Genomic DNA, 24,837 nt, shown 5'->3' on the forward strand with positions numbered 1-24,837 from the left:
TGTGCATGGCAGAAAATTAGCGCTGAACGGTTTGCTCGACATCTTCTCTGCCAGATTGACCTGCCCCCGCTAGTTGATTGTCAAAGTGATTGACCAATACGTTAAACGTTTCTTCAGCCTTCATACGATAAAGCTGCCTGGAAGGATGAATGCAATCGGGAGACAGCAATGATTGCCAGTCTTTTATTGCCAGAATTCTTTTGTATTGTCGAACTAATGGCACCGACTGACTGCGTGATAAGGCATCAAGTTGCGCGACATATGGTGCAATACCCCATTTCTCCGCTCGACCACAAATAGGATGAGGCTCCTGTAAAACAACCTCTTTGCCTTCTTCACGCGCGATGTTAATGAGTTGAGTCATTACCTCATTATATCTTTGTGGGCTGACCCGGTAATCTGCAGCGATATCGTTAAAATGAAAATGTCGTGCATCATTAGTCGCGAAGTTTAACAGGATGATTTTTGCCGGGGATGCTTTCATCTCTTCACGCCAGGTTTTATTTTTTTTGTAGAAATATTTCGCATTGAGCAGCTCAATTGCCTGCGATGAAGATACGCCTTTATTAGTGATTTGGATCCCTTCACCATACTTTGCCGTCAGCATATTGTTTAACAAGCCGATCTCGTTATCTTTGATGAAAATCGCATGCACTTTGCCATTTTCACGCACCGCCATTGCACCCTGGGTGCTGGAGCCGCCATAGGCTTCGATAATAAAAGGCGTTCCGCCAGGAAGCGTGTTGGCTATTGCAACATTGTAGAGTGCCAAAGCGTAAAATATGATTGCGCTGACGACCTTATAAGGTTTGAGCATGCGGTTCCATTGCCTGTAAAGGTAAGTGCGTGAGCTTTATCCCATCGTTACGACCCATGCAGGGCATGAATGAATTCTCGGGAAAACGTGCTTGTTCGCTTTTTTTCGCACTTTAGCAGGCATGCATGCAAGGTAACAATCTGAAAACAATACTGACGGGATGAAATTAGGCGGATTCTTAATCAATAAATCTCACTTTTTAAACTAATTGTTATTAATCATAATGTTATGCTTGGTTAGGAGTCATTTGCTTGCACGGTGTCATATTTTCAAAACTCAGATGCTTACAGTAACTTAACGTTACTATTATACAATCATGAGGTAACCTTCAGCCATCATAAAGTTTAATTTCCGACCAGATGGTGAATAACATATTGAAAATGTTAAAGTTAAGAGGCTTTAGTGAACCAAAGCCAAGCGAGAAATACATTCAATCTCCATTATTTTTTATTTTATAAATCAGGCACGTCCATTAATGTCGTGATTTTATTGATTTTTGAAATCAATGGCGATAATCCTAATATTTATTACAAAGCATGTAATCAGAATTAACCGGTGTTAGGATTCAACCGCTATTAAATCTAAATTAATAACTCATTTCAAAGGTATGAGATGTGAAAACCCATTCATTTTTATCCAGTCGTAATATTGGGCTGGATCTGCTGCGTGCTGGTCTGATTATAGAGGGTGTCTTACTTCATGCTTCACGAAGTTTACCGGGTGAAAATAGCTGGTATTACACTGCGCAACGCGATCCGGCAGAGTTATTTACAGCTTTGCTTGGCCTGTTTCATACTTTCAGAATGGAAGTCTTTTTCTTCCTCTCGGGTATGTTTTCAGCTTTGATCATACTGCGCAAAGGCCAGCGATTTTTCATCACCAATCGCCGTAAGCGTGTGTTGGTTCCACTGATAACCGCCTATATCTTTATTCCCCCCCTTATGTATGCGGTTGGGGGAATGATTGATAATAAAATGTTGACGTGGGAAGGGTGTTTAGAGAGCTACGGTGTAATGCATCATCTGTGGTTTCTTATTTCGCTGTCCATCATGTCATTGCTGATTCCGATTGCATTTTATGACTGGTCAGCCCGACAATTTGGCAGACTTTCACTGCCTGTCTTGATGGCGCTGCTGATTGCATTAGGTAATGTTGGCTTTATGTTGAAGTTTTTGGTGAAAGAGCACGGTGATTTTGCCGAATTGCTGCCCATCACTGCGCGTTTTCTGGTCTATTACGCGGCAGGATATGCACTCTATGTTAATAGAGAACAGATTTCACGGTATGCGAACAGTAAGCTAATGAATGGCTGGGTTATCGGTGCATTAATGGCGCTGGTGTGGTTTGGCTTCTATGTGGTGGCGCATTTTCACGTTGATAATGCCCTTAAATATCTGCCCGTATTAGTCGGTAGTGTGCTTTCTGTGATGCTCTCCTACTGGCTGGTGTTTACCTTCGAACGTATCCAGGTTAAAGAGAATCGGCTACTGACCGCCATTGTAGATTCTGCACTGATCATCTACTTGCTTCACTACCCGGTGGTGGTGGTTTCTGCATGGCTAATTGATGATTGGTTGCCAGCGAATCTGTCGGTGAGCTACGTGTTGCTGGATTGCTTAATAGGGATTGTGGTCAGTGCAATGTTCTACTGGTGTATCAAGCGATCCCGACTGGCATCATGGCTTTTCGGTTTGAAACCGAAAGCGAAGAAAATGCCTGTTCCCATTGAGGCGCGTCTGTGACGTTTTATCATTGCCGCTGTAAGCATTAATCTATCTGATCGGGTGGATATATTTCCACTCGACTCAGTCTATGGCCTCTGGATTATTTAGCTCCACTCTAATCGGGTTCTGCTTCAGGGCAATCCATATAGATTATGAATTTGTGAGAGCGGCCATCTGGCCGCTCTGTCATCAGCGATTACGCCTCTAACCCCGCGTTATGCATGCCGCGGCGCAGCGTGAAGTTCACGCCCATGGTCAGGAACGGATCCGGCGGATTCCACTCTGGCTTCGGCAGTGACAGCAGGTAATCAATCGTATCGTTGCGTTTACCGGCCAGCCAGTCGGCCAGCATGGTGCCCATGGCGGTACAGCGTACGGTGCCGAGACCATTACAGCCCAGCGCGCCATACACATTCTTGCGCAGTTCGCCGAACAGGCTGGAACCGTTGCGCGTCATACCTAAACCGCCGCCCCAGGTGTGCTCGAAAGGCACATCTTTCAAGGTTGGATAGCGACGTTCGAAGGACTGGCGATGGGTTTGGCGATACTTCTCGGTGTAGCCCGGCTTGTGGCGTCCATCTTCGTTGAAGCTGAAGCTGTTACGAATCAGGATGCGATTGTCATGGGTACGACGCGACGTGGTGCCAAACGGATCCGCTGGAATGATGCCCCAGAAATCCTCACCCCCAATGCTGTCCTGCTCGGACTTGGTCAGCGGACGAGTCAGGCTGCCGTAAGTGAAGATTGGGAAAATAGTGCGTGGACCAAAACCAAAATGGGTACCAAAGGCGTTATTGCCCAGAATCAGCTTATCGGCAGTGATGCGACCGGTGGCGTGATGCAGGACGATCTGCGGTTCATACTCAATCGCGGTGATGGCGGTGTCTTCATACAGCGTGACGTTTTCCGGCAAGCTGTCTGCCAGACCTTTCACCAGGCCTGAAGGCTGAACCAGAATCGTGCCCGGCGTGTAGAGTGCTTTGCGATAGAAGCTGGTGCCGAAAATATCTTTCAGCGCGCTGCCTTCGATGATTTTGCACTTCTCACCCAAAGCCTCAAGTCCTCCACGATAAGCATCCAGCACCGCTATGCCGCTGTCTTCAACCGCCGCCTGATACTTACCGGAGTGGCGCATATGCGCGTCGGTAATATTATGCTCTTCCACCAGATCCTTCAGGATACGCTGGCCGGTCTGGTTCAGATTGAGAATATTGCGGGCAACAGTTTTATCACCGATATAATCCGGTGCGCTGATGTCGTGCGGCACGTCGATCAGGAAGCCTGCATTACGTCCAGACGTACCAAATCCAACTTGCTGAGCCTCGACCAGAATCACCTGATCGTTAGGGAAGTTCAGCGCTAAACGACGCGCCGCCGCCAGACCAGCAAAACCGCCGCCGATCACCACCCATGGCGCTTTGGCATCACCGACCAGCGCGGGCTTAGGAATACGCTTCTGACTGGTGTGGAACCAACCCGGCGTTGGATCATCGGAAGGCAACGCATCAATGCGCAGTAACGATTCAGGATCGTTTGGCAGATTGTCTGTCAACAGCGTTGCGCCACCGCCCGCGGCAATGACTCCGGCACCGATTCCTGTGCCCACCAACAATTTCCTTCTGGAAATACCCATGTAAAAAAGACTCCTCGATGCAGATAAGATGTTCTAAAAATTTCCTGCGCTGCCTGAATTCGGGTCAGTTAGCGACGTTACGCATTGCTTAAAAATGTGTGTCTAATGTTTCTAGGTATATTTCATGTATACATGATGTATTCAGATTATTTCGATTTGTAAAATCCGTGTCAACCCTGTTTTGTGTAGGTGATAAAAATGTGATTTGGGTGATTGGACTTTTCTTGTTCAGCTTTAAAGGGCACAGCAGTGAGGGGCGTACGGAACTTTTGTCAGAATAGAGCATGAAGCAGAGAGCCAACACCGCTGTGAAGGCGGTAAAGTTGGCTCTATGAAAGATGGAAGTTGAGGGGAGAATGTATCAATAAGAGATTAATTCACTTCGTTATGCGCCTGACTGAACTTAACTGGCATCGAAAATAACGTAAAGCTTACGCATGGTGCTCTCAATCACCCAGGTGCCTTCGGTGTTGGCTTCGAAGAAGAAAGAATCACCCGGCTTGAAATTGAGAGTCGCTTCACCGTCTGGCGTAAACGAGCCGCTACCATTAAGGAAGTGCATGATTTCAGCTTGTTTAACCGAACGGCGATATGAGCCTACTGCACACTCGAAAATACCGGTATCGATGTCTTCTTTACCCGGAATCACCTTTTGGATGCCGGAGAGGGCAATGCTCCCGCTACCCGGCAAGCCCTCAACGTTGCCCCAGGGTTCCATCTCTTGAATTGTGGCGGCCTGTTCGATTTTCTGCACTTTCATCAGTTCTATTCCTGTAATAAGTGACAAACGACACCCGCCACAACGGCAAGGTGCATTGGAGAAGAAATTCAATTCAGATTAGGGGATTGCAGTAAAACCTGAGGATGCTTATTGCCGCGCAAATAACACATTTGCATGATTATTTGCGCGGCTTTGGCAGAAACTTTTGTCGTTACTTATCCGGCGGCCTGACAACAGGCACAAGGTTGCGCCACGGTATTCCCTAATACACGGCGCAGGAAATCTTGCGTGCGCGCTTCTTGCGGTCGCAGTAAGAGGTTATCAGCAGGACCTTGCTCCACAATCTGTCCGCTGTGCAGGAAGCAGACACGATCGGCCACCTCACGGGCGAACTGCATTTCATGCGTTACCACGATCATGGTCATCCCTTCACGGGCGAGATTGCGCATGACCTGCAGCACTTCACCCACTAATTCGGGGTCAAGCGCAGAAGTGGGCTCATCAAACAGAATCGCTTTGGGCTGCAGAGCCAGCGTGCGGGCAATCGCCACGCGCTGTTGCTGACCGCCGGATAACTGGTTCGGCCATGCGTTGATTTTCTCGGCCAGACCCACCATCGCCAGTAAATCTTTGGCGCGCTTTTCCGCCACGTTGCGGGATTCACCGTTGACGTGAATCGGACCTTCCATCACGTTTTCCAACACGCTGCGATGCGGGAAGAGGTTGAAGCGCTGGAATACCATGCCAATCTGACGGCGCAGATCGTTAATGCTCTTGTGCTTGTTGTTAACGCGCTGGCCCAGTACGGTGATATCGCCACCTTCATAGGTTTCAAGGCCGTTGATGCAGCGCAGTATGGTCGATTTACCTGAACCCGAGGGGCCAATCAGGCAAACCACTTCGCCTTCGCTGACCTTGAAACTCACGCCCTTCAGCACCTCAATAGGGCCGAATTTTTTGTGTACTTCATGAATTTCAATCATCTCAAGCCCCTTTTATCTGACGTTTTTCCAGCTTCTTAGTGAGTGCCAGTAGCGGCAGGCAAAGTACCAGATACAGCAGCGCCACCAGCGTGTACACCGTGGTGTTATCGAAGGTTGAGGCGGCAATGAGTTGGCCTTGACGTGTCATTTCAGTGACCGCGATGGTTGAGGCAAGTGCAGAGTCCTTAAGCATCATCACCAACGTATTGCTGAACGGCGGCAAGGCAACGTGAAACGCCTGTGGCAGCACCACGCGGCGCATGGCTTTGCCATAACTCATGCCCATCGAGCGCGCGGCTTCAAGTTGCCCGCGATCCACCGATTCGATGCCCGCTCGGAATATTTCAGCGATATAGGTCGAAAAGCAAAAGGCTATACCAATGACACTGGCCTGAAATGAGGTGAGGGTGATGCCAATATCCGGGAAGACAAAGTAGATATAAAACAACACCACAATCATCGGCAGGCCACGCGTAATGTTAATAATGGTGGCGATGGGCCAGGAAATAATTTTCCACGGGCACATCTTCGCTGCGGCAAAGACTAACCCTAATGGCGTGCTGATAATCAGAGACAAAATGGTGATATAGATCGTCATTTCAGCCCCTTTCAATAAAAAGGGCAGATAAACGTGGATGTTGCTCCAGTCCATCGTGTACTCCTGCGTCGTTGTGTCACCTGGAAAAGTGAGGTCACTATTTCATTATAATGAATATCGTTGTTGGCAAATCTCTGTCAATCATTACCCGTAATTTAGAGATAGCGTTTACTTATATCGCCCATACGAACAAGCTATAGGTGTGATATTCAGTGAAATCAAAGACTTTATTGTTTATTTGTGAGTTAGCGCATTTTCATCAAATAAAACATTGACAGCAGGTGGACAATTTTCATTATAGTGAAAAAGAGCGTTATCCTTTTCATTGCATCCAGGAGTGAGTCATGTCTGCCATTCGTTCCCAGTTAATGATCCTAAGCCTGACGGCTGCGATAAGTCTTAATGCCAGCGCCGCAGTGTTGACCGCAGGTTCACCGCCTTCGAGTGCCCCAACCACCTTCTTAAATACGCAGACGGGCAAGATTGAGGGTTTTATGCCGGATGTGGCCGCAGAAGTGGCTAAACGTGAGCATTTGGACATCCAATACAGCGCAATCCCTTTTTCAACGCTGATACAATCAGTTATTGCCGGCAAGATAGACATGATTGTGGCGGGAATGACACCCACTGAAGAGCGCGCTAAACGTATTACTTTCTCTCAGCCCGTGACTGCTTTTGGCGCCGGCTTAATCGTGCGGGATGACAACAAAAAAACCTTCAACTCCTGGCAGGATCTTAAGGGGGAGGTGGTCGGAACCATGGCCGGTACGGATTACACGCAAAGCCTGATGGCCAGCGGTATCGCCAAAGAGGTCAAGGTCTATGACAGTCCGGCAGATATGACGCGAGATTTATCGCTGGGCCGTGTTGCGGCGGGATTAAACGACTATCCGATATTAAAAGCGCAGGAAAAAGCGGGTGGCTTAAAAGGCATGCACGTGGTGGATGGCTATAAACCTGAAACTGTTTCCCCAATGGCGTTTGGCGTGAAGAAAGGCAACGATGCGTTAATGGCGCAGATCAACAGCGCGTTAACCAGCATGAAAGATGACGGCACCTTGCAGACAATTAAAACCAAATGGGGCATGCCCTGATTCATGACACCTTTAAACTCAGCTGACAGGGACGCTAACGGAATTCAGCCGATGAAAAAAGCACCGGGTATCAAAGGGGAATCAGGCGCGCTGGAAGCGGATATCGGATCTCGCGTAAAACGTGTGCGCAAAGCGCGGAATATGACGATTACTGAACTGGCGCTGCTGGCGAATGTTTCTGCAGGAGCGATCAGTCAGATCGAACGTAATCTGACGAATCCCACGGTACGCGTGCTGGAGCAGCTGCGTCTGGTATTAAAAGTTCCCCTTTCGGCTTTTCTGGAGGAAGCCGAAACTCCCCCTCGTGGTGCTGAGCATTATGTCCGACGGGCAGTCGAACGCCCGCACTTTAACGTCGGTAAGCAGGGCATTTCAAAGCAGATGCTCTCTCCCTCGGGCGACCACGATTTACAGTTTATGTTCATCAATATCCCGGCTGGCGTGCAGTCCGCTGAGATGTTAATGGGTAAGGGGGAAAAAGCAGGTTTAGTCATGGCGGGTGAACTGACGCTGGAGATAGACGGCGACACTGTGTGTTTGTCGCAGGGTGACAGTTTTCAATTCCAGAGCCATCTCCCGCACAACATTTTTAACCCGACGTCCAGTGACGCCACTGTGTTGTGGATCATGCATATTTCCTCTGAGCAACATTTATAAAGGTCAGGATTGAACATCATGCGCATCAACGTGAATACCGTAGCAGACAGTGAAACCTTCCCCAGTGCGGTGGATGTCATCGTCATTGGCGGCGGGATTATCGGCACTTCTATCAGTTATGAACTGGCAAAGCAGGGCGTTTCCGTGGCGCTGTTTGAAAAAGGCGTGATCGGTGGCGAACAGTCGGGACGCAACTGGGGTTGGGTCCGTCAGCAAAACCGCGATCTGTATGAGCTGCCGATGGCGATGCGCAGTTTGCAGCGCTGGGAAGCGTTGAGCGGGGAAATCGGACTCGATCTTGGCTTCAGCCGCCAGGGAATCACTTACGGCACATTGAGTGAAGCGGATGTGGCGCGCTGGGAAGCCTGGGGCAAGCAGGCGAAACAAATTGGTTTTGTCAGCCATTTATTGACGGGCAAAGAGACGCGCGATCGCATTGGCGAGCAGGCCCAATGGGTTGGCGGCGTCTGGTCACCGACTGATGCCCGTGCTGAACCTTCCATGGCCGCACCGGCGATCGCTACGGGTGCAAAAAATTTGGGTGCTTCGGTACACCAGAACTGCGCGGTGCGTGGATTGGATATCAGTGGCGGGCGTGTGACCGGCGTATGGACCGAGCGTGGCTTAGTGAAAGCGAATCGGGTGATCTGCTGTGGTGGTGCATGGAGTTCCCGCTTCTGCAAACAGTACGGTGTTGAACTGCCGAGCGCCAATATATTGGGTACGGCGTTTAAAACCACAGCGGCACCGGAAGTCATCAAAGGCTGTATTAGCATCGGCGGTTTATGCATTCGCCGTCGTCAGGATGGCAGTTACACCGTGGCGCTTTCCGGACGTGGCCAGATCGATCTGGCTCCGCAAAATATCCGCTATGCCACCAAGTTTTATCCGATGTATCGCAGCAAAATTGCGAAAAAACTCAAAGTGCGTATCAACGGTTCGTTCTTCAATGGCCCGGAAGCCGCGGGTTCCTGGTCGAATCAGGGATTATCGCCGTTCGAAAAGATTAGGGTGCTGGATCCCGCCGGCGATCCTTCGATTGTGCAGGAAGCGATGCAGATGCTGATTCAGTTTTACCCCGAACTCAAAGGGATCAAAGTGGATCATGCGTGGGGCGGCTGGATCGATACCACGCCAGATCTGGTGCCTGTTATTGATGAGATGTCAGATGTACCCGGACTGTTTATTGCCTCTGGCTTCAGTGGTCATGGGTTCGGTATCGGCCCGGGTGCGGGATTACTCTGCGCGCAGATGGTGAATAACCAACCGCTGTTCACCGATGCTGAACCTTACAGTCTGGCGCGTTTTGCCAAAGGGAATGCGATTCGCGAACCGCAGATGATGTAAAGGCTTGAAGGATAGTTAGCGATCTTGGCATCCGTGACGCCATGCTCGCTTAAAAAGTGAAAGGCGGCCTGCAGGCCGCCTCCTCATTGCTAACGGGTGATCACCTAAACATCCAGTCTATGGATCACGTTCACAAACTCATGTACGCCACTGTTGATCTCACGCAGACTGCGTGACAACACGCTGATTTTTTCCTGCTCGGTCACCACAAACTGCTTCACTTCACCCAACTGTTGCTCCATCTGATGAATCAAACTGGCGTTGTGCTCCACGACCTGAGTGATCTTTTTGGTTGCGCTGGAGGTGGAAGCCGCCAGACGCCGCACTTCGTCCGCTACCACACTAAATCCACGCCCAGCTTCACCGGCGCGTGCGGCTTCAATCGCGGCATTTAATGCCAGAATATTGGTTTGCGAAGCTATCAGGTTGATGGTTTCCACCACTTCATTGATGCTTTTCGCCGAGGCATTTAACTGCGTGCCAATATCGGTGGCGGCATTGACCTGCACCGCCACCAGACCGGAGTTGCGGATGGTTTCATCCAGCACTTCGTTAGCGTTATCGGTAATTTGCGAGGTTTGTTCCGAAGTGGTGAGGGCGATATCGGCTACACGTTTTGCTGCTTCGACACGGGCGGTGATATCGGAAGCGATCTTAATCACCTTGTACACTTTGCCATCGGCATCAAACACCGGGTTGTAGCTCGCTTCGAGCCAGATGCGCTCGCCACCTGCGGTCTTACGCTCAAAGCGACCGACGAAATGCTGCCCTTTAGCAATTTTGCGCCAGAACTCCGGGTTTTCACGATAGAAGTTATCGAAGCAAAACAGGCGATGATGCTGACCGACAATGGTTTTCAGCTCGTATCCCATATGAGTCAGGAAGTTGGCATTGGCCGTCAGAATATGACCATCTGGGGTGAATTCAATCACCGCCATAGAGCGGTCGAGCGCAGTGATCACCGCCTCTTTGTGCTCCAGTTCTTCATGGCGGGCGGTGATATCGCTGGCGACCTTAATGACCTTGTAGACTTTGCCTTTATCATCGCTCACCGGGAAGTACGTTGCGCTCAGGTAGAAACGTTGGCGTTGTTTATTAAAGCGCTCAAAGATTCCAGTGACGGATTCGCCGGAAGCCAGCGTCTGCCAAAAAGCAAAGTATTCTGATGACTGGCTGTAAGTCGGGCTGCAGAAAATGCGGTGATGTTGTCCCTGAATTTCATGCAGGCTGTAGCCGGTGACATCGAGAAAGAGTGGGTTGGCACTGAGGATTTCCCCGCTGGGCGTAAACTCAATCCATGCCACATGTTGCTTGATTGCATTGATATCTTTGAGTACATCGCCACTTTTATAAAATGGCAGAGAAAGGCTGGATTTCTTCACCCCAAACATGTGTGACCTCAGGCGATATTATGTCATTGAACATAATGCGTGCAGCTTTTTGCCGCTCCGCTGAATTTCCACAGCCGAACACTTATCTTACGAATGTGTTTCTCTGCGCGTACGCAGGCTGGGGGTATTGAGTTATGGCTGCCTGATGTTGAGATAAACGGACCGGTTGTGGTCCGCTTTGATTAAAGTATCTTAATTATCGGCGCGCTTTCCAGAACATTTAACTAAAATGCATGAAAAAGCGTTTCACTTGCCAGACTGCGGATAAGCAAGGGTTTTCAACCGATCATTTGGCGGTCGCGAGACGATAATACCAATCACACCGCCTGCAATCAGTGCCACCGCGACCACCAGTAAACCTGAATGATAACTATGGGTCATATCCTTGAGTTTTCCCAGTAACGGCGGCAATCCTAAACCGACAAAGTTGGCGACCGTATTGATAAAGGCGATGGAGGCAGCGGCGGCCACGCCTGCCAGTTTCTCCGTGGTCACGGCCCAGAAAATCGGCGTCAGCGCAAAATTGAAACCCACGGTCAGGACCAAAAGTAGATAAGCGACCCAGAGATTGGCGGTGAAGATTGCCGTCGCCAATGCCAGTCCGGAGAGGATTAACGGCAGGCCTAAATGCCAGCTGCGCTCACGTGTACGGTCAGAGTGTCGGCCATTCAGATACATAAACAAGCACGCCATGACGAAAGGCACCGCCGATAGCAGGCTGATCACGAAATTGCTCTGCTCCGCAGCCATGCTTTTGATGATCAGCGGCATAAACAGTGTGATGCCGATGGATCCAAACGCCTGCAGAAACCACACCAGACTCAACAGCAGCACTGTTTTATCTTTTAAGGCACTCAACCAGGAATGGTTTTTACCGATCTCCACGTCAGCGTTGTCTTGCTGCAGACGCTGGTGCAGCCAGGATTTTTGTTGGGGGCTTAACCATGGGGCCTGCTCCGGGGAATCGGGCAGGCGCCATAACACCAGACAGCCAAGAATCAGCGCGGGAATACCTTCAAGAGCAAACAACCAACGCCACCCAGCAATATCGGCGATGCCATGCATATTCAATATCGCACCAGAGACGGGTAAACCAATGATGGATGCGCTGACCGAACCCATGTAGAAAAACGACATGGCCCGTGCGCGATTGCTTTTAGGAAACCAGCAGGCAATGTAATAAATAATGCCTGGTGCAAAACCAGCCTCAGCCATCCCTAATAAAAAACGCATCACATAGAGTTGATTGGCGGTGTGAACAAACGCCATACCGGTGCTGACGATGCCCCAGGTAATCATAATCCGGGCTATCCAGCGTCGAGCGCCAACCTTGGTCATGATCACATTGCTGGGAATTTCGAACAGAATATATGAGATATAAAACATCCCCACGCCGAGGCCATACATGCTGGTGGTGAGGCCAAGATCAGCATTCATCTGGAGTGCGGCAATCGATATATTGGTCTTATCGAGATTGGCAACGAAATAGCAGATGACAATAAAGGGAATAATTTTGCTATTTAATTGTTTAAGGGTGGAGGCATATAAATCGTTGCTCATGATAGCGACCTCGTGAACGGGTTGGCCTTTTTCAGACAGCAGTAATACTGCCCGCCAGGCATGCAGGTAAATAAGACGTCATTATTATTTTTATTATTGGCAGGACTAAAAACTGGCGCAGGATCAAATAACGACACCAGCATCATTGTAGTACAGTAAAAATTAATTGTACTACAATGCAGATCACAAAATGAGTGGAAAGGTTAATGTTCACTCTTAGCTCGATACTGTGAGCGAGGTTAAATTCCTAAAAATGCCTGCCGTAATCTTCTATGCGCAAACTGGTATTACCTTCCCTGACTGGCTACACCTAAAACGTCCTTGTTACCTCTTTCGCTTCTCTTTGCATCTTTAATGCGACCTTGCTGGCTTGCGTAGCTGCGATGTTATTGCGCAAGACTGAACTTTGAATCGCCAGGCTTGTTCTGTCTGGCTCATCACGGAGTGGATGATGAAAAAACGTAAATCCGCACTCTCCCTTGCCGCGCTGGCAAGCTTCAGTGCCTTGCTGGCAACACCTTATGCTCAGGCGTGGGACAGCTTAACGGTGTTTGGCGATAGCCTGAGCGACGGTGGCAATATCGGGCGATTTACCGCCGACGGCGCGCAGCATCCGCTGTACGATGAAATTTTGGCTGCGCATCTGGGTGAAAACCTACAGCCTTCCACTCTGGGTGGCAGCAACTATGCGCAAGGCGGGGCTGTGGCAGTACCTGCACTGGATCCTGATGTGAATACGCAGAATCAGCTGGCGGCATATCTGCAATCTACTGGTGGACGCGCTGACAGCAACGGCTTGTATATTCATTGGATTGGTGCGAACGATATTGCCGCGGCGGTAACCAATCCGCTGACTGCACGTGAAACTATCGGCAATAGTGCAGCCTCTGCGGCGTCGCAGGTCAAAACGTTGCTGGATGCAGGCGCAGGGGCGGTAATCGTGCCGAACGTTCCGCAGTTGGGACTGACGCCCTATATGGTGCAGATCGTGTTAAGTACGTTAGGAACCTCCGCCATGGTTGCGGCCTTTCAGTCACTTGATAACGCTGCCACACCGGATGCTGCCGCGCGTCAACAGGCCGTAAAGGATGCCTTCACTGTGGCCGCCGGACAAATTTCGGGCATCCCCGCAGTGCGTGATGCGCTGGCTCATCAGCTTTACGACGCCTGGCAAACACTGAGCACTCAGGTCACCGCACTTTCTGATGGCTACAACCAGCAGGAGGAAGCCCAACTGGCGGCGCTTAAGGGCAATATTGTTCGGGTGGATATTGCGGGACTGTTTAGTGAGGTCGTGGCCAATCCAGGGCGTTATGGTTTGACTAACACCATTGGCATTGCCTGTCCGGTAGGCACCTCAGCCGATGAATGTCACTCCTCTGATGCAGGCTTTAGCAGCGCACAAGATTATCTGTTTGCCGATCGCCTGCATCCCAGCCCTGCAGTGCACGCCATGCTGGCAGATTATATTCAGTCAATCCTTGATGCGCCGGCGCAGGTGGCGGCTCTGTCGCAATCCACGCTGCTGATGGCGCGCGACATGCACAATACGCTGGATGGTCATTTGCAACAGCAGCGTCAGCAACCGGCCAGCGTGGGCCAGTTTACGGTGTTTGGCGGTTATGCAGGACAGCACGTCGATTATCAAGGTGATACCTGGAGCAATGGTGATGCAAACACTACCAATCTGACGTTGGGTATTGGCTATCAGCTGACCGATAACTGGCAAACCGGTTTGCTGTTCTCAAACAGCAATCAGCGCATGGATCCCTCATCAAACTATGACTATAAGCTGCGCGGTAATCTGGTGGCGCTTTACAGTCAGCTCACCCTGTTCGATCAAGGCTGGATCAATGCCGATCTCCACTATGCCGATCTCGATTTCGACAGTATCGAACGTAACATAAACATCGGCCCAGCTAGCCGGACTGAACAAGGCAGCAGCAGCGGGAAATTACTGGGCATGCGCGTGCAAACCGGCTGGGATTTACCGTTGGGTTCGCACATCACTACCGGCCCGGTTGCCAGTTATGCACTGGATTATGGTCGTGTTGGCGGCTATCAGGAAAATGGCAATACCAGCACCTCGATGCGCTTCTCAGATCAAACGCTGCACTCGCAGATCGGTTCAATTGGCTGGCGCATCGATAGCCGGCAGTGGGTGGTCAATCCGTGGGCACAGGTCACTTATAACCATCAGTTTGGTGATACCGACTCCACGGTACGCGCGGGTCTTAAATCCACCCAAACCTCGTTTGAGCGGACGGTGGAAGCCGGGGATAAGAACTGGCTCGACGTGGCGGTCGGTGCCAATGTGCCGTTGGGCGATACGGTCAATGCCTTTGCTGGCGTGTCCACCGTAGCCAGAAACAGCGATTACCATCAGGTGACCTGGAACGTCGGGGTGAATGCCACATTTTAAGGTGGAGTGCCAGCAAGTCTTGGCTTGCTGGCACCGTTTTAGCTTCACTTAACCTTCACAAATAAGTGAATGAAACAGTTACTGGCTTAAGGTATTCGTTCGGAATCTTGCGGCAGGCGGTCATTTTTTGCGGCCGCGATAAGCAATAATGTGCCTACGATTATTCTGTAAAATCCCGTCTTACCGCTGCGCTTTCTTTCTGCAATCATTATCTTGGTTTATCCCACTTAGCGGCGGGATGGAAAACACCTCTAATCACACTGGCACGTATCAACACATTAACTATCAGCTACTTATACTGCATGGGGGCAGTTATTTTCTCTTAATATTTAAGGGGTACACCATGGTTAATGCGTCCAGTAACACCACGCCACAAAATGCCGTCAACGCCGCAACGGGTACTGTTGTTCAGTTAAAAACCATTGATGAATTACGTGCTACCGAACCGACATCCGCAGGGGAAATTGCTTCGGTGCTGGAGTACACCAAAGGCAGCAAAATGGGCGGTGGGGTGTTTGTTCATGACGCGACCGATACCACCAGTGAAGACGATGGAGGGATTGTCTTTATCACCGCAGGGAAAAAACGCTGGAAGCGGGTTATACAGGATTACAGCTCTGTCACCGTGCTGGATTTTGGTGCGATAGCCGATGGCAAGACGGATTGTATTGCGGCCGTCAAACGCATGTATACCTGGTCACAGCGTGTGCTGCCTGCTGCCGGCATCCGTTTTACCGCAGGCGTGTTTAGCATGTCCACATTCGACATCTCAAACACAGAGATAAACCGGTTTAAAGTCTCGGGTGCCAATGTCAATTTTGGCTACTTCCCCACCACCACGTTGGTGTTCAACTGGGATACGCAGCCCCGAGGGCTCCATTTTTTCAAAGTGAATGCGCGCTATACCGAAATTTCGGGAATTGTGGTTAAGGGGATGAGTTATAAATCCGGCATGGCGGGGAATGGCGATGGTGGCTCAGCAACGAACAGCGTGGGATTCTTTGCCAACATCATTACCGGCGGTCAGTTTCTGCGCGTGAGCAGTATGGAGTTTCGCTACCTTGGCGGACGAGCACTGGATTTGATCGATACACTCGATTGCAAGATCGACCAATTCTACGCCTATGGATGCCAGGAAAGTATCGTCTATGCGCGCTGGTCAGATCGAGAGCAGGGTGCCTGGGATCATTCCACTGCCATAGAGTTATCGAACTTCAATCTGCAATATGGTTACACCTAACCGGTGCTGGATTTGCCACGCTGCACGCAATCCTTTATCCGCAATGGTTGGATCGAGCATTCTGATTACGCGGGTGATTTAACCAATGGACAATGGGTGCTTGAAGGGCTGGCGATTGAGTCGACCAAAAACCCACTGAAACTGGGTTATTGCCGTGCGTTGATCATCCAGAAAAGTATTCATAATGAGAGCGCCGGTTTTGATTACAGTACCGAAGGTTTGACTGCCTGGTCATTAATATCAGAAGGCGATCGTGGGGTGATGGAAATATCAGACTGGGGCGCGGTGATTCAGGGGTCGCTTAACTACGATTATATTACCTCGCAACATCATATGGATAATCGCAGCGATAAAGAGAAATGGTTCTATATCGGTGAATTTAATTTCTCTGATGAAGGAACACAAATTCATGTGCGTGTGGTAGGCACATCGCAAATCTTATCTCAGGGTGAAACCCAAACCCAATATTCCGGACGAACCCCTGAAGGCGTGGCAAATATTTATCTCCAGGCGCGCAACAATGCCAATACCATTGGCAGCTGGTATGGTGAAGGTTCCTGCCCGGTGACCAAAGTCCACATCGAGGGCGGCGCAACCCGCACTAAGCTTTACGTCAAACTGGCACAGTATACTGGTTTTGCCACCGCACAGGTAGAAACTAATGGCAAAGACCGCTACAGGGCAGGGTTATGTTTTATTTTCCGAAAAAGTTATACCGCTTGTTCTGAAGCCGATGCGCAGAAGTGCGATGCAGCCCCTGTTGTAGCCTTTGAACAGCACTGGATTGGCAATGATAAAGTGGGGATCGGCTATAACAACGATCAGGAATTACTGTTAAATGGGACGGTTATCACCGGTAAGGCTGAAGAGTACGAGCCGGGTAAATGGCGTACCCGTCGTTATTTAAAAGTGCGGGTCAATGGTAACGAATGGAGCATTCCTCTAAATAGCGCAACAGAACCCTATATTTAACTAGGTTTGTTTAAAGGAAAAGATAAAGCTGATCATTGGATGATCAGCTTTATAGAGTGATCCTAAGAATTAATTCACACCCTGAATATGCACTGCCGGTAACGTCTCCCGCACTTCCCAGCCGCGTAGTTTGCCGGGATTTAATAAATTATAAGGATCGCAGGCGCGTTTCATCGCGACCACATCGGCGCGGACCATGCCTTGTTTGCCATCTTCAATATGAATCACATGCGGATTATTAATTTTAATACCGTTACTACGGTAAATGTCCATGATCGCATTCAGGCGTGCTTCCGTGGTGTAACGCACCAGCGGCAATCCGCTGCAGGTCAGTGTGCCGTTCATATCGCGCAGAAACTCAATGTGTGACATCACTTCATCGGATAAATGTGTTTCCATCATCAGCGCCTGCTGGTGGTAATTGTCAGCCGCATACGCAGTTTGCAGATAGGTCAGGGTTTTATCGGTCTTTAGCGCCTGTAGCGTGGTGTGGTTCCAGCAATATTCAATCAGAGAATGGCCGCTGTTCTGACCCTCGGCATAGTGCAAGACGTTGTGTCCCGCATGCTGCACCAACATAGCAGGCAGCAGGGCATCACTTTCGCAACCCACCACTGAAATCACACCGTGCTTGCCGGCAACTTTGTTATCGGCCAAATCGCTGAAGTAATCCAACACCGGGGCAGCAAACACCGCGATTTGGCGCTTCACCAGGCCCGGTGAACGCGCCAGCGCATCAGCAAAAGCCATCGCTGCAGCGAAATCGGTGAAGGTATCAAGCCGCTCAATCCAGTCGTGGCACGGGGCGAGCGCCAGTTCGATCTCCAGCACAATACCATTACTGCCATAGGCATGATGCAGCAGCAGCGCATCCGGGGCCTGCAAATGAATGACACGTGGCGTCTCTTCCATGGTCATCATTTTTACCGACAACACGTTGCCCGGTGCGGCCAACGGCCCGTAATTGATCGATCCTACACCGCCAAATCCTCCACCAAACAATCCACCCAGCGTAGCCAGTTTCCAGGTGGATGGCATGCAGCGTAACTCCCAGCCATGCGGGCGAGTATAAGCTTCCAAATCCCCAAGCCGAATGCCCGCCTGTGCTCGCACCGTGCCTATACCCATCGCTGTAACGGCATTGAGGCGCGTCATATCCACCATCACCCCGCCTTGCAGTGGGATCAGTTGGCCATAGTTACCGGTGCCACCTCCGCGCAGATTAAGCGGTACGCGGGCTTTGGCGCAGGCGGCGACCACCGCAGCGAGTTCAGTCTCATCGCGCGGGCGCACTGCCAGTTCGGCAAATTTCTCCTCCAACTGCGGCTTCAGCACCGGACTGAACCAGTGGAAATCACGTGACAGACGTTTAACCTTGGGCGCTTCTTTAATCCAGTCAAGTTCAGGCAACGCCGCGACCAGCGCCGCCAGTGCAGACTGGCGATCGGAATCAGACATGTCGACATCCTATGCATATTTTGGGGAGGGCGGCCAGAAGGCTGCGCCCTATGAAAATCAGAGCGATGTGCAACGGCAATCATCAGCCGCCACGTCGATTAACCTGGACTCAACTCGCTCTCGTGCCAGGCGGCCAGCACCCGACGTGTCAGCCACGACATCAAGGCAAACAGCAGGAATCCAGCCAGAGAGATCAGCAGCAGTGCGGCAAACATCAGCGGAATATTAAGCTGATAGCCGGCCTGCAAAATCTGGTAAGCCAGCCCGGTGTCTGTGCCACCGGTGCCCGCGACAAACTCCGCTACTACGGCACCAATCAACGATAAACCGCTGGAGATGCGCAACGCGCCAAAGAAGTAGGGCAGCGCTGAAGGAATGCGCAGACGCAACAGAATTTGCATGCGTGATGCATGGTTGAGTTTGAAATAGCTCAGCAAACCGGGTGAAACGCTGCGTAGACCCTGCGTGGTGTTAGAAATGATCGGGAACACCGCCATCAGTGTGGCGCACACCACCAGGGACAGCGTGGTGTCTTTCACCCAAATGATGATAAGTGGTGCGATGGCGACAATCGGCGTGACCTGCAGAAAAACGATATAGGGAAACAACGCGGTTTCAATAAAGCGGTTCTGCACCAGCAGAAAGGCAATGATCGAGCCGATGACAATGGCGACCGTGAAGGAGATCACGGTGATCTTCAGGGTATACAGCAAAGACATAAATAACGTTGGAAAGTTTTGCACCAGACTTTGCGCGACCACCATCGGTGAAGGCACCAGAAAGGTTGGCACCTTAAAGGTGGTCACCAGAAATTGCCATAACAGCAGCATGACAATCGCAACAATTGCCGGGAAAAGCCACTGCTGGAATTTGAAACTGGTGGCGAGTGGTTTCATGATTTGCTCTCCTGACTGGCTGCCAACAAGCCACGTTGCAACTGTTGCGCATAGTGGGTGAAGGGCTGGCTGACGCGGAATTCATCGTCGCGCGGCTGAGTGGTTTCAATGCGAATGTCATCCACTACGCGCCCTGGACGCGCTGCCATCATGATCACCCGCTGCGACAGGAACACCGCTTCCTGAATCGAGTGAGTCACGAACACCACGGTGAGTTTCTGTTCCTGCCATAAATCGAGCAGGTCACTGTCGAGTTTGTTGCGCGTAATCTCATCCAGTGCACCAAAGGGTTCATCCATTAACAGCACTTTGGGGCGCGTGACCAGACCGCGCGCAATCGACACGCGCATCTGCATGCCGCCCGAAAGCTCGCGCGGCAGAACGTGACCAAACTGGCCCAGTCCCACCAGTTCGAGAATCTCTTGTACGCGCGTATCCGCCTCAGCGCGTGGCACGCCGGCTAAATCCAGCGGCAGGCGCACATTTTTATGCACTGTGCTCCACGGCATCAGCGTGGCTTCCTGGAAAACAAAAGAGAGCGGAAGATCACGCTGATTTTCACGACGATCGCGGCGAAATAGCATTAATTTGCCGTCGGTCGGCTCAATCAACCCGGCGATCATTTTCAAAAGGGTGCTTTTGCCACAGCCGGAGGGTCCCAGCAGCGAGACAAATTCACCCTGACGAATGGTGAGATCCACTGGCAGCAGCGCACGTGTGCCATTGGGGTAAATTTTCTCCGCTGAAAGCACCTCAATCGCTGGGGGTGCCGCAGGCAGCGGCACCGGTTGGCTATCCGGCTTTCTCAGCGTTAATTTGCTGGCGGTGTTCATGGTATGACCTTGACGTCTTTAATGAACTGCAAGGTATAGCTACCCTCAAACGGTACTTTAGCCGGATCGATCAGCTTATTGTCCACCAGCAGCTGCCAGGTCTGTTTCAGACGTGGCTCGGTGATAATGCCAATCCCTCCGGTTTGCGCATCGCCGCCGGTGACCATCTGGTATTTCTTCATCTGGGCGATACCAAAGGCAATCTGTTCATCGCTCATCTGCAGGTTTTCTTTCTTGATCAACACATTGCCAGCGCCAGGATCCTGCAGATAATTCTTCCAGCCTTGCATCGAGGCTTTAACGAACGCGGCAACAGCCTGTGGCCGCTTCTCGATGGTCGACTTCATGCAAACAATACTGTTGCCGTAGGGTGGATAGCCCCAATCACTGATCGGATAAACGTTGGCCTGGGCATTGGCTTTCTGCACCGCAAACGGCTCGGAGGTGATATAGCCTTGCTGCACCAGCGTTTTATCCGCGAGGAACGGCTGAATACTGAAGGTGTATGGACGTACGCGGGCATTTTTCAGGTTCAGCGCGCTTTGTGCCCATGGCCAATAGGAGGTGTAGGCTTCAGCAGCGAGCAGGAAGGTTTTGCCTTGCAGATCGGCTTTATCTTTCACATCGGGATGGGTGAGAAATGCGATGGCTGAGTGCTGAAAAGTGGTGGCGACGGGCACGGCTTCAACACCTTGCTGCCACGATTCCAGCGCTTGCATATTATCGCTGATGATACAGTCCGCCTGACCCGCCGCCATCAACTGCATGGTGTGCACCTGTGGGCCGCCCATTTTAATTGTGACGTCCAGGCCAGCGTCTTTATACAGATTCTGTGCCTGCGCCTGATAGAAGCCGCCATGTTCCGCCTGGGCATACCAGTTGGTCATAAAGGTAAAGGGTTCAGCCGCCATGCTCTGGGCCGACAGCGCCAGTGAAAGTGCGGCTACCATGCTCAATTTTTTTATCATCGTCGATCCCCTTTTAGCGCGGTTGTAATAGTGATGCAGCGTCGTTGTGATCTAATACCTTGCCCTGCCATTGGCCTGTGCCCCACGCTGGTTCGGCGCGTGTCACCCAGACCATCTGGTGCACTTCAGTGATCACCTGCGCCCAGCTTTCGGCGAGAGAATCAAGAATGGCCGCGCCTTGCTCAGGGGTGGAAGGCAACGGATCGCCAATCACACCGCTTGGACCAAAATCCTAAGAAGCCCAGGCCGCCATCGGCTTGTTGGTGGAGAGTGTCGGGCAGGGGAATTCAGGCGGATAATTCGACACCGCTTTGCTCATCTGGACGGTGTCGGGTGCCAGCGCCAGCATTAGTGCGGTTTCAGCGTGTCCGGCGTGCATCGCCATTTGCCGCTCTTTGTCATCCATAAAGCTTTCGGCGCAGTTCGGGACTTTGAAGGTGTCCTGCATGATGATGATCATATCGCCATGACGCAGGCGCAGTTCGCGCGCCGCCATCTGCAACGGCTGCGGTTGTCCACCATGGCCGTTTACCATTAAAAACTTGCGAAAACCGGCGCGATAGAGTGACTCGCCAATCTCCAAAATGGTGTGCAGCAAGGTTTCACCGGTTAGCGTTAGCGTGCCGGGAAAGTGCAGGTGTTCATCGGATTTGCCGTAGGTGATGGGCGGTATGGCGTAGGCGGGGATTGCCGCCGGTAAACGTGCCAGCGCATGCCCGACCACGCCAGAGGAAATTACACTATCTACTGCGCACGGCAGATGAGGACCGTGCTGCTCAATCGCGCCAGTGGGCAGGACAATAACGGTATTCGCTTTGTCATCCAGCGTGGCAATGTCAGTCCAGCTCAGATACGGCAAAAAGCGGTTTGCCGGAATATAACCATGCAACATACAAAATCCTCGTGTTATTGCGGCAACCACGCCGTGGCTTCAACTTCGATTAAAACGTCCGGACTCGGCAGCATTTCACTGACCTGCACCACCGTGGAGACTGGCGATTCATCGGGAAAAAATTGCTTACGCACGCGACTGTAATGGGGGAAGTGATCGAGATTGCGGAAATACTGCACCAGCTTAAATACATCGCTCATCTGGCCACCGGCGCTTTCAATAGTGGTGCGGATGCTCTCCAGCACGTACCAACTCTGCGCCAGAATCGGGCCTTCTTTAATATCCGTAGAGAACTCGCCGGTGCGACCCAGCAATAACTGGGCTGCTTCCGGAATATCGCCGTAACCGCGCACGATGGTGGCAGTCTGCGGGTTCACCGGAATAATGCCGGAGAGAAAGATAAAGTCGCCCACGCGTCGCCATGCGGCATATTTTGCCAGCGGTTTTCCCGCTCCCTCATCAAGCGCCATTGGTTTTGTCTCCATAATGCACACCCTGTTTTAACCGATAGCGCTGACGCTGACGCAACGGCCAGCTGGCGGCATCGGCCTGCGGAAAGATCACTAGATCGTTGTGATAAAAAGTCTGCGGATGGCAGATAAGTTGGGAAGCTTCATCGAAGGCCGCCCCCAGCTGCAGGCTCAACAAGCCACTAAATAGCGTATCCAGCGGGTCGTAACTGCCAAAAGGGCAAAAGGCGTCCTGCACGTTGTCGGCGCCCAGCAGTACCGGTATGTCACGCGCTAGCGCCTCTTTCACCAGTGTTAAACCGCGCTGACGCGGCGTGCGGTCGGGAACGGCGTCTTGTAGCAGTAAATTGGTCAGCGGCAGGGCGATCATCGTCACACGCTGCTGGGCTAGCTGGTCAAGTATCTGCAACGCATCGTCCTGTTGCGACAGCGCGCAACTGTGGCTGCAGGTGATGCTGCCACTGAAAGGGTGGTGATGGAGGTAGTTCGCCAGCCAGCGCATACCCTGCGCATCCGCGTTTAGCTCTTCATCAATGTGCAGATCAATATCCAACTGCCACTGCTCGGCGGCCTGCATCAAGTGGGTAAAGGCTTGTGCATCCCAGTTGCTGCTGTGAATAAATCCGCCGAGCAGCGCACCCGGACCGCTCACGGCAACCTGTGCCGCAATGTGTTGGGCATCTGCGGCGTTGGCAAAGAAACTCAGTGGCGCCAGCGCTACGCGTTCAATCTGGCACAGTGGGTGATCGAGATCGCCGATGACCTGCCAGGCGAGCGGTGCATCGGGAGTAAACCAGTCAATGTGTGTGCGCAACTGGCTAACACCACTTTCCGCAGCCCAGTTTAAGGCCTGCCGGGCGCGTTGCAGCAGATCGTCATGGCTCCAGTGCACACGGTCCTGATGCATTGCGGTAATAGCGGCCAGCAAGCCCGGCTGCTGTGCTGGACTGCGCTGAATGGTGAAGGTTTTATCCAGATGTGCATGAGGTTCGATGAACGCGGGCAGCACCAGAGCGCCATGCAGCGGTAAATAGTCGTGATGCGCACTCTGCTCAGGCTCGTATTGCAGACCTTCAGAGGAGAAATGCAAGGTAGCGAGCTGTGGCGCACCGTTATGCATCGGCCAGTTGTCGGTTAATAGCCAGCGGGGTAATCGCGCCCCGGTTACACCTGCAGAGACTTTCATAAATCCAGCACCAGGACGGACGAGTGGGCGCGTGAGCAGCACAGCACGATGCAATCATTGGCCGCGCGCTCTTTTTGGCTCAACACCTCATCACGGTGGTCCGGTTCGCCCGACAACACGCCGGTAATACAGGCTCCACACATGCCTTGTTCACATGAGAGTTCAATTTCAATGCCCGCGTTTTCCAATACCTCAGCGATGCTTTGCGCCTGGCCAACGGTGAAACGAGCCCCAGAGGAGGCGATCTCAATTTCAAAGCTGTCGCCTGGAAGGCGAGGGACCACGTCCGGTTTGAAGCGTTCACTGTGCATCTGATCACTGTGCCAGCCATATTCCAGCGCCAGACTTTGCAGGTGGGACATAAAACCCGCAGGGCCACAGGCCACCAATACACCATTTCCCGGTGAACCCAGCTCCGTAGGGTGATGAGTCCGAAGACTGTCGCCCTCGGTGCTGTAATGGATCACCACGCGGTCGCCGAGAAGTGCCAGACGCGGAGCAAAAGCCAGTTCATCCTGCCGCTTTAGATAAAGGTGCAGTACAAAATCAGCCTTCTGCACAGCTCGCGCTTCCGCCATCACTAACAGCGGCGTTAAGCCAATTCCTGCTGCAAAAAGCAGGGTGCGCGGGGCATGTGGCAATGGGAAATGATTGCGAGGAGTCGAAATGGTCAGCACATCGCCGATGTGCAACTGATGATGCAGCCACTGCGAACCACCTTTGGAAGCGGGATCTAGGCGTACACAAATTTCATAATGCGCTGCGTGGGCAGTCGAGCACAGCGAGTATTGGCGAGTTCCGCCGAGGGGCAGATACACATCAATATGCGCTCCCGGCGTAAAAGCCGGTAGCGGTTGGTCGCTAGCACTGTCCAGCGTGAGTAATACGTTGCCAGCACCGTTTAACTGCTTTGCGATGACGGTGACAGCCAGGTGTGTTGATTTCATAATCAGCCTGTCTGAACAGGGATGTCAC

The 24,837-nt window shown here is 51.6% G+C and carries 21 protein-coding genes and 1 pseudogene; 7 read left to right on the plus strand and 15 right to left on the minus strand.

The features are described from left to right. Positions 1–16 precede the first annotated feature (16 nt). Complete coding sequence (locus LBW88_RS15185) at positions 17–817, minus strand: SGNH/GDSL hydrolase family protein (protein ID WP_224933260.1); 801 nt, start codon at positions 815–817, stop codon at positions 17–19. A gap of 614 nt (positions 818–1,431) precedes the next feature. On the opposite strand from LBW88_RS15185, the gene LBW88_RS15190 reads away from it, so the two are divergent. Then, the gene (locus tag LBW88_RS15190; RefSeq protein ID WP_224933259.1) at positions 1,432–2,559 is read left to right on the plus strand and encodes an acyltransferase family protein; all 1,128 of its coding nucleotides are present in this window, start codon (positions 1,432–1,434) and stop codon (positions 2,557–2,559) included. A 178-nt stretch (positions 2,560–2,737) separates the two neighbouring features. On the opposite strand, the gene LBW88_RS15195 is transcribed toward LBW88_RS15190, so the two are convergent. The 4 genes from LBW88_RS15195 to LBW88_RS15210 form a co-directional block, all read right to left on the minus strand. Beyond that, a complete protein-coding gene (locus tag LBW88_RS15195; protein ID WP_320442538.1) occupies positions 2,738–4,147 on the minus strand; it encodes an FAD-binding oxidoreductase in 1,410 nt (469 codons plus the stop codon). 430 nt (positions 4,148–4,577) lie between these two features. Next, entirely contained in the window at positions 4,578–4,934 is a 357-nt protein-coding gene (locus LBW88_RS15200) for a cupin domain-containing protein (protein WP_224933257.1), read from the minus strand. Positions 4,935–5,110: 176 nt separating this feature from the next. After that, entirely contained in the window at positions 5,111–5,878 is a 768-nt protein-coding gene (locus LBW88_RS15205; protein WP_224933256.1) for an amino acid ABC transporter ATP-binding protein, read from the minus strand. A gap of 1 nt (position 5,879) precedes the next feature. Next, on the minus strand, positions 5,880–6,530 hold the full coding sequence (locus tag LBW88_RS15210) for an amino acid ABC transporter permease (RefSeq protein ID WP_224933255.1): 651 nt from the start codon (positions 6,528–6,530) through the stop codon (positions 5,880–5,882). 290 nt (positions 6,531–6,820) lie between these two features. Between LBW88_RS15210 and LBW88_RS15215 the strand changes: the two genes are divergently transcribed. Genes LBW88_RS15215 through LBW88_RS15225 form a run of 3 tightly spaced genes read left to right on the plus strand, consistent with a single transcriptional unit; the run spans position 6,821 to position 9,574 of the window. Beyond that, complete coding sequence (locus tag LBW88_RS15215; protein ID WP_224933254.1) at positions 6,821–7,570, plus strand: ABC transporter substrate-binding protein; 750 nt, start codon at positions 6,821–6,823, stop codon at positions 7,568–7,570. 51 nt (positions 7,571–7,621) lie between these two features. Next, complete coding sequence (locus LBW88_RS15220; protein WP_224933253.1) at positions 7,622–8,227, plus strand: cupin domain-containing protein; 606 nt, start codon at positions 7,622–7,624, stop codon at positions 8,225–8,227. Between the two features lie 18 nt (positions 8,228–8,245). Then, positions 8,246–9,574 carry an NAD(P)/FAD-dependent oxidoreductase gene (locus LBW88_RS15225; protein ID WP_224933252.1) on the plus strand — a complete coding sequence of 443 codons (1,329 nt, stop codon included), beginning with the start codon at positions 8,246–8,248 and terminating at the stop codon, positions 9,572–9,574. Positions 9,575–9,678: 104 nt separating this feature from the next. Here the strand turns inward: LBW88_RS15225 and LBW88_RS26545 are convergent, their stop codons facing one another. Then, positions 9,679–10,965: a methyl-accepting chemotaxis protein gene (locus tag LBW88_RS26545; RefSeq protein ID WP_224933251.1), complete on the minus strand. Its 1,287-nt coding sequence runs from the start codon at positions 10,963–10,965 to the stop codon at positions 9,679–9,681. Positions 10,966–11,211: 246 nt separating this feature from the next. After that, a complete protein-coding gene (locus LBW88_RS15235) occupies positions 11,212–12,525 on the minus strand; it encodes an MFS transporter (protein ID WP_224933250.1) in 1,314 nt (437 codons plus the stop codon). Positions 12,526–12,976: 451 nt separating this feature from the next. On the opposite strand from LBW88_RS15235, the gene LBW88_RS15240 reads away from it, so the two are divergent. The 3 genes from LBW88_RS15240 to LBW88_RS15250 all read left to right on the plus strand — a co-directional run bounded on the left by LBW88_RS15240 (position 12,977) and on the right by LBW88_RS15250 (position 17,159). Then, the gene (locus tag LBW88_RS15240; protein WP_224933249.1) at positions 12,977–14,947 is read left to right on the plus strand and encodes an autotransporter outer membrane beta-barrel domain-containing protein; all 1,971 of its coding nucleotides are present in this window, start codon (positions 12,977–12,979) and stop codon (positions 14,945–14,947) included. 343 nt (positions 14,948–15,290) lie between these two features. Beyond that, complete coding sequence (locus tag LBW88_RS15245) at positions 15,291–16,187, plus strand: hypothetical protein (protein WP_224933248.1); 897 nt, start codon at positions 15,291–15,293, stop codon at positions 16,185–16,187. A 12-nt stretch (positions 16,188–16,199) separates the two neighbouring features. Then, positions 16,200–17,159: a hypothetical protein gene (locus LBW88_RS15250; RefSeq protein WP_224933247.1), complete on the plus strand. Its 960-nt coding sequence runs from the start codon at positions 16,200–16,202 to the stop codon at positions 17,157–17,159. 69 nt (positions 17,160–17,228) lie between these two features. Here LBW88_RS15250 and LBW88_RS15255 read toward each other — a convergent pair whose 3' ends face one another. The 8 genes and pseudogenes from LBW88_RS15255 to LBW88_RS15290 all read right to left on the minus strand — a co-directional run bounded on the left by LBW88_RS15255 (position 17,229) and on the right by LBW88_RS15290 (position 24,809). After that, complete coding sequence (locus tag LBW88_RS15255) at positions 17,229–18,617, minus strand: FAD-binding oxidoreductase (protein WP_224933246.1); 1,389 nt, start codon at positions 18,615–18,617, stop codon at positions 17,229–17,231. A gap of 98 nt (positions 18,618–18,715) precedes the next feature. After that, positions 18,716–19,513, minus strand: coding sequence for an ABC transporter permease (locus LBW88_RS15260; RefSeq protein WP_224933245.1), 798 nt, complete (start codon positions 19,511–19,513; stop codon positions 18,716–18,718). Continuing rightward, a complete protein-coding gene (locus LBW88_RS15265) occupies positions 19,510–20,346 on the minus strand; it encodes an ABC transporter ATP-binding protein (protein WP_224933244.1) in 837 nt (278 codons plus the stop codon). The genes LBW88_RS15260 and LBW88_RS15265 overlap by 4 nt, the downstream gene beginning before the upstream one ends. Continuing rightward, positions 20,343–21,314, minus strand: coding sequence for an ABC transporter substrate-binding protein (locus LBW88_RS15270; RefSeq protein ID WP_224933243.1), 972 nt, complete (start codon positions 21,312–21,314; stop codon positions 20,343–20,345). The genes LBW88_RS15265 and LBW88_RS15270 overlap by 4 nt, the downstream gene beginning before the upstream one ends. 13 nt (positions 21,315–21,327) lie before the next feature. After that, positions 21,328–22,206 (minus strand): annotated as a pseudogene (locus LBW88_RS15275) (creatininase family protein). Positions 22,207–22,220: 14 nt separating this feature from the next. Continuing rightward, positions 22,221–22,676 (minus strand): RidA family protein, encoded by a 456-nt coding sequence (locus tag LBW88_RS15280; protein WP_224933355.1) that lies wholly within the window; start codon positions 22,674–22,676, stop codon positions 22,221–22,223. Further along, complete coding sequence (locus tag LBW88_RS15285) at positions 22,666–23,862, minus strand: amidohydrolase family protein (RefSeq protein ID WP_224933242.1); 1,197 nt, start codon at positions 23,860–23,862, stop codon at positions 22,666–22,668. Before LBW88_RS15285 ends, LBW88_RS15280 begins: the two co-directional genes overlap by 11 nt. Then, a complete protein-coding gene (locus LBW88_RS15290; protein WP_224933241.1) occupies positions 23,859–24,809 on the minus strand; it encodes a PDR/VanB family oxidoreductase in 951 nt (316 codons plus the stop codon). The genes LBW88_RS15285 and LBW88_RS15290 overlap by 4 nt, the downstream gene beginning before the upstream one ends. Positions 24,810–24,837 lie beyond the last annotated feature (28 nt).

Origin of the sequence: Pantoea sp. alder81 (genome assembly GCF_020179835.1) — a bacterium.
Classification (GTDB): Bacteria; Pseudomonadota; Gammaproteobacteria; order Enterobacterales; family Enterobacteriaceae; genus Pantoea.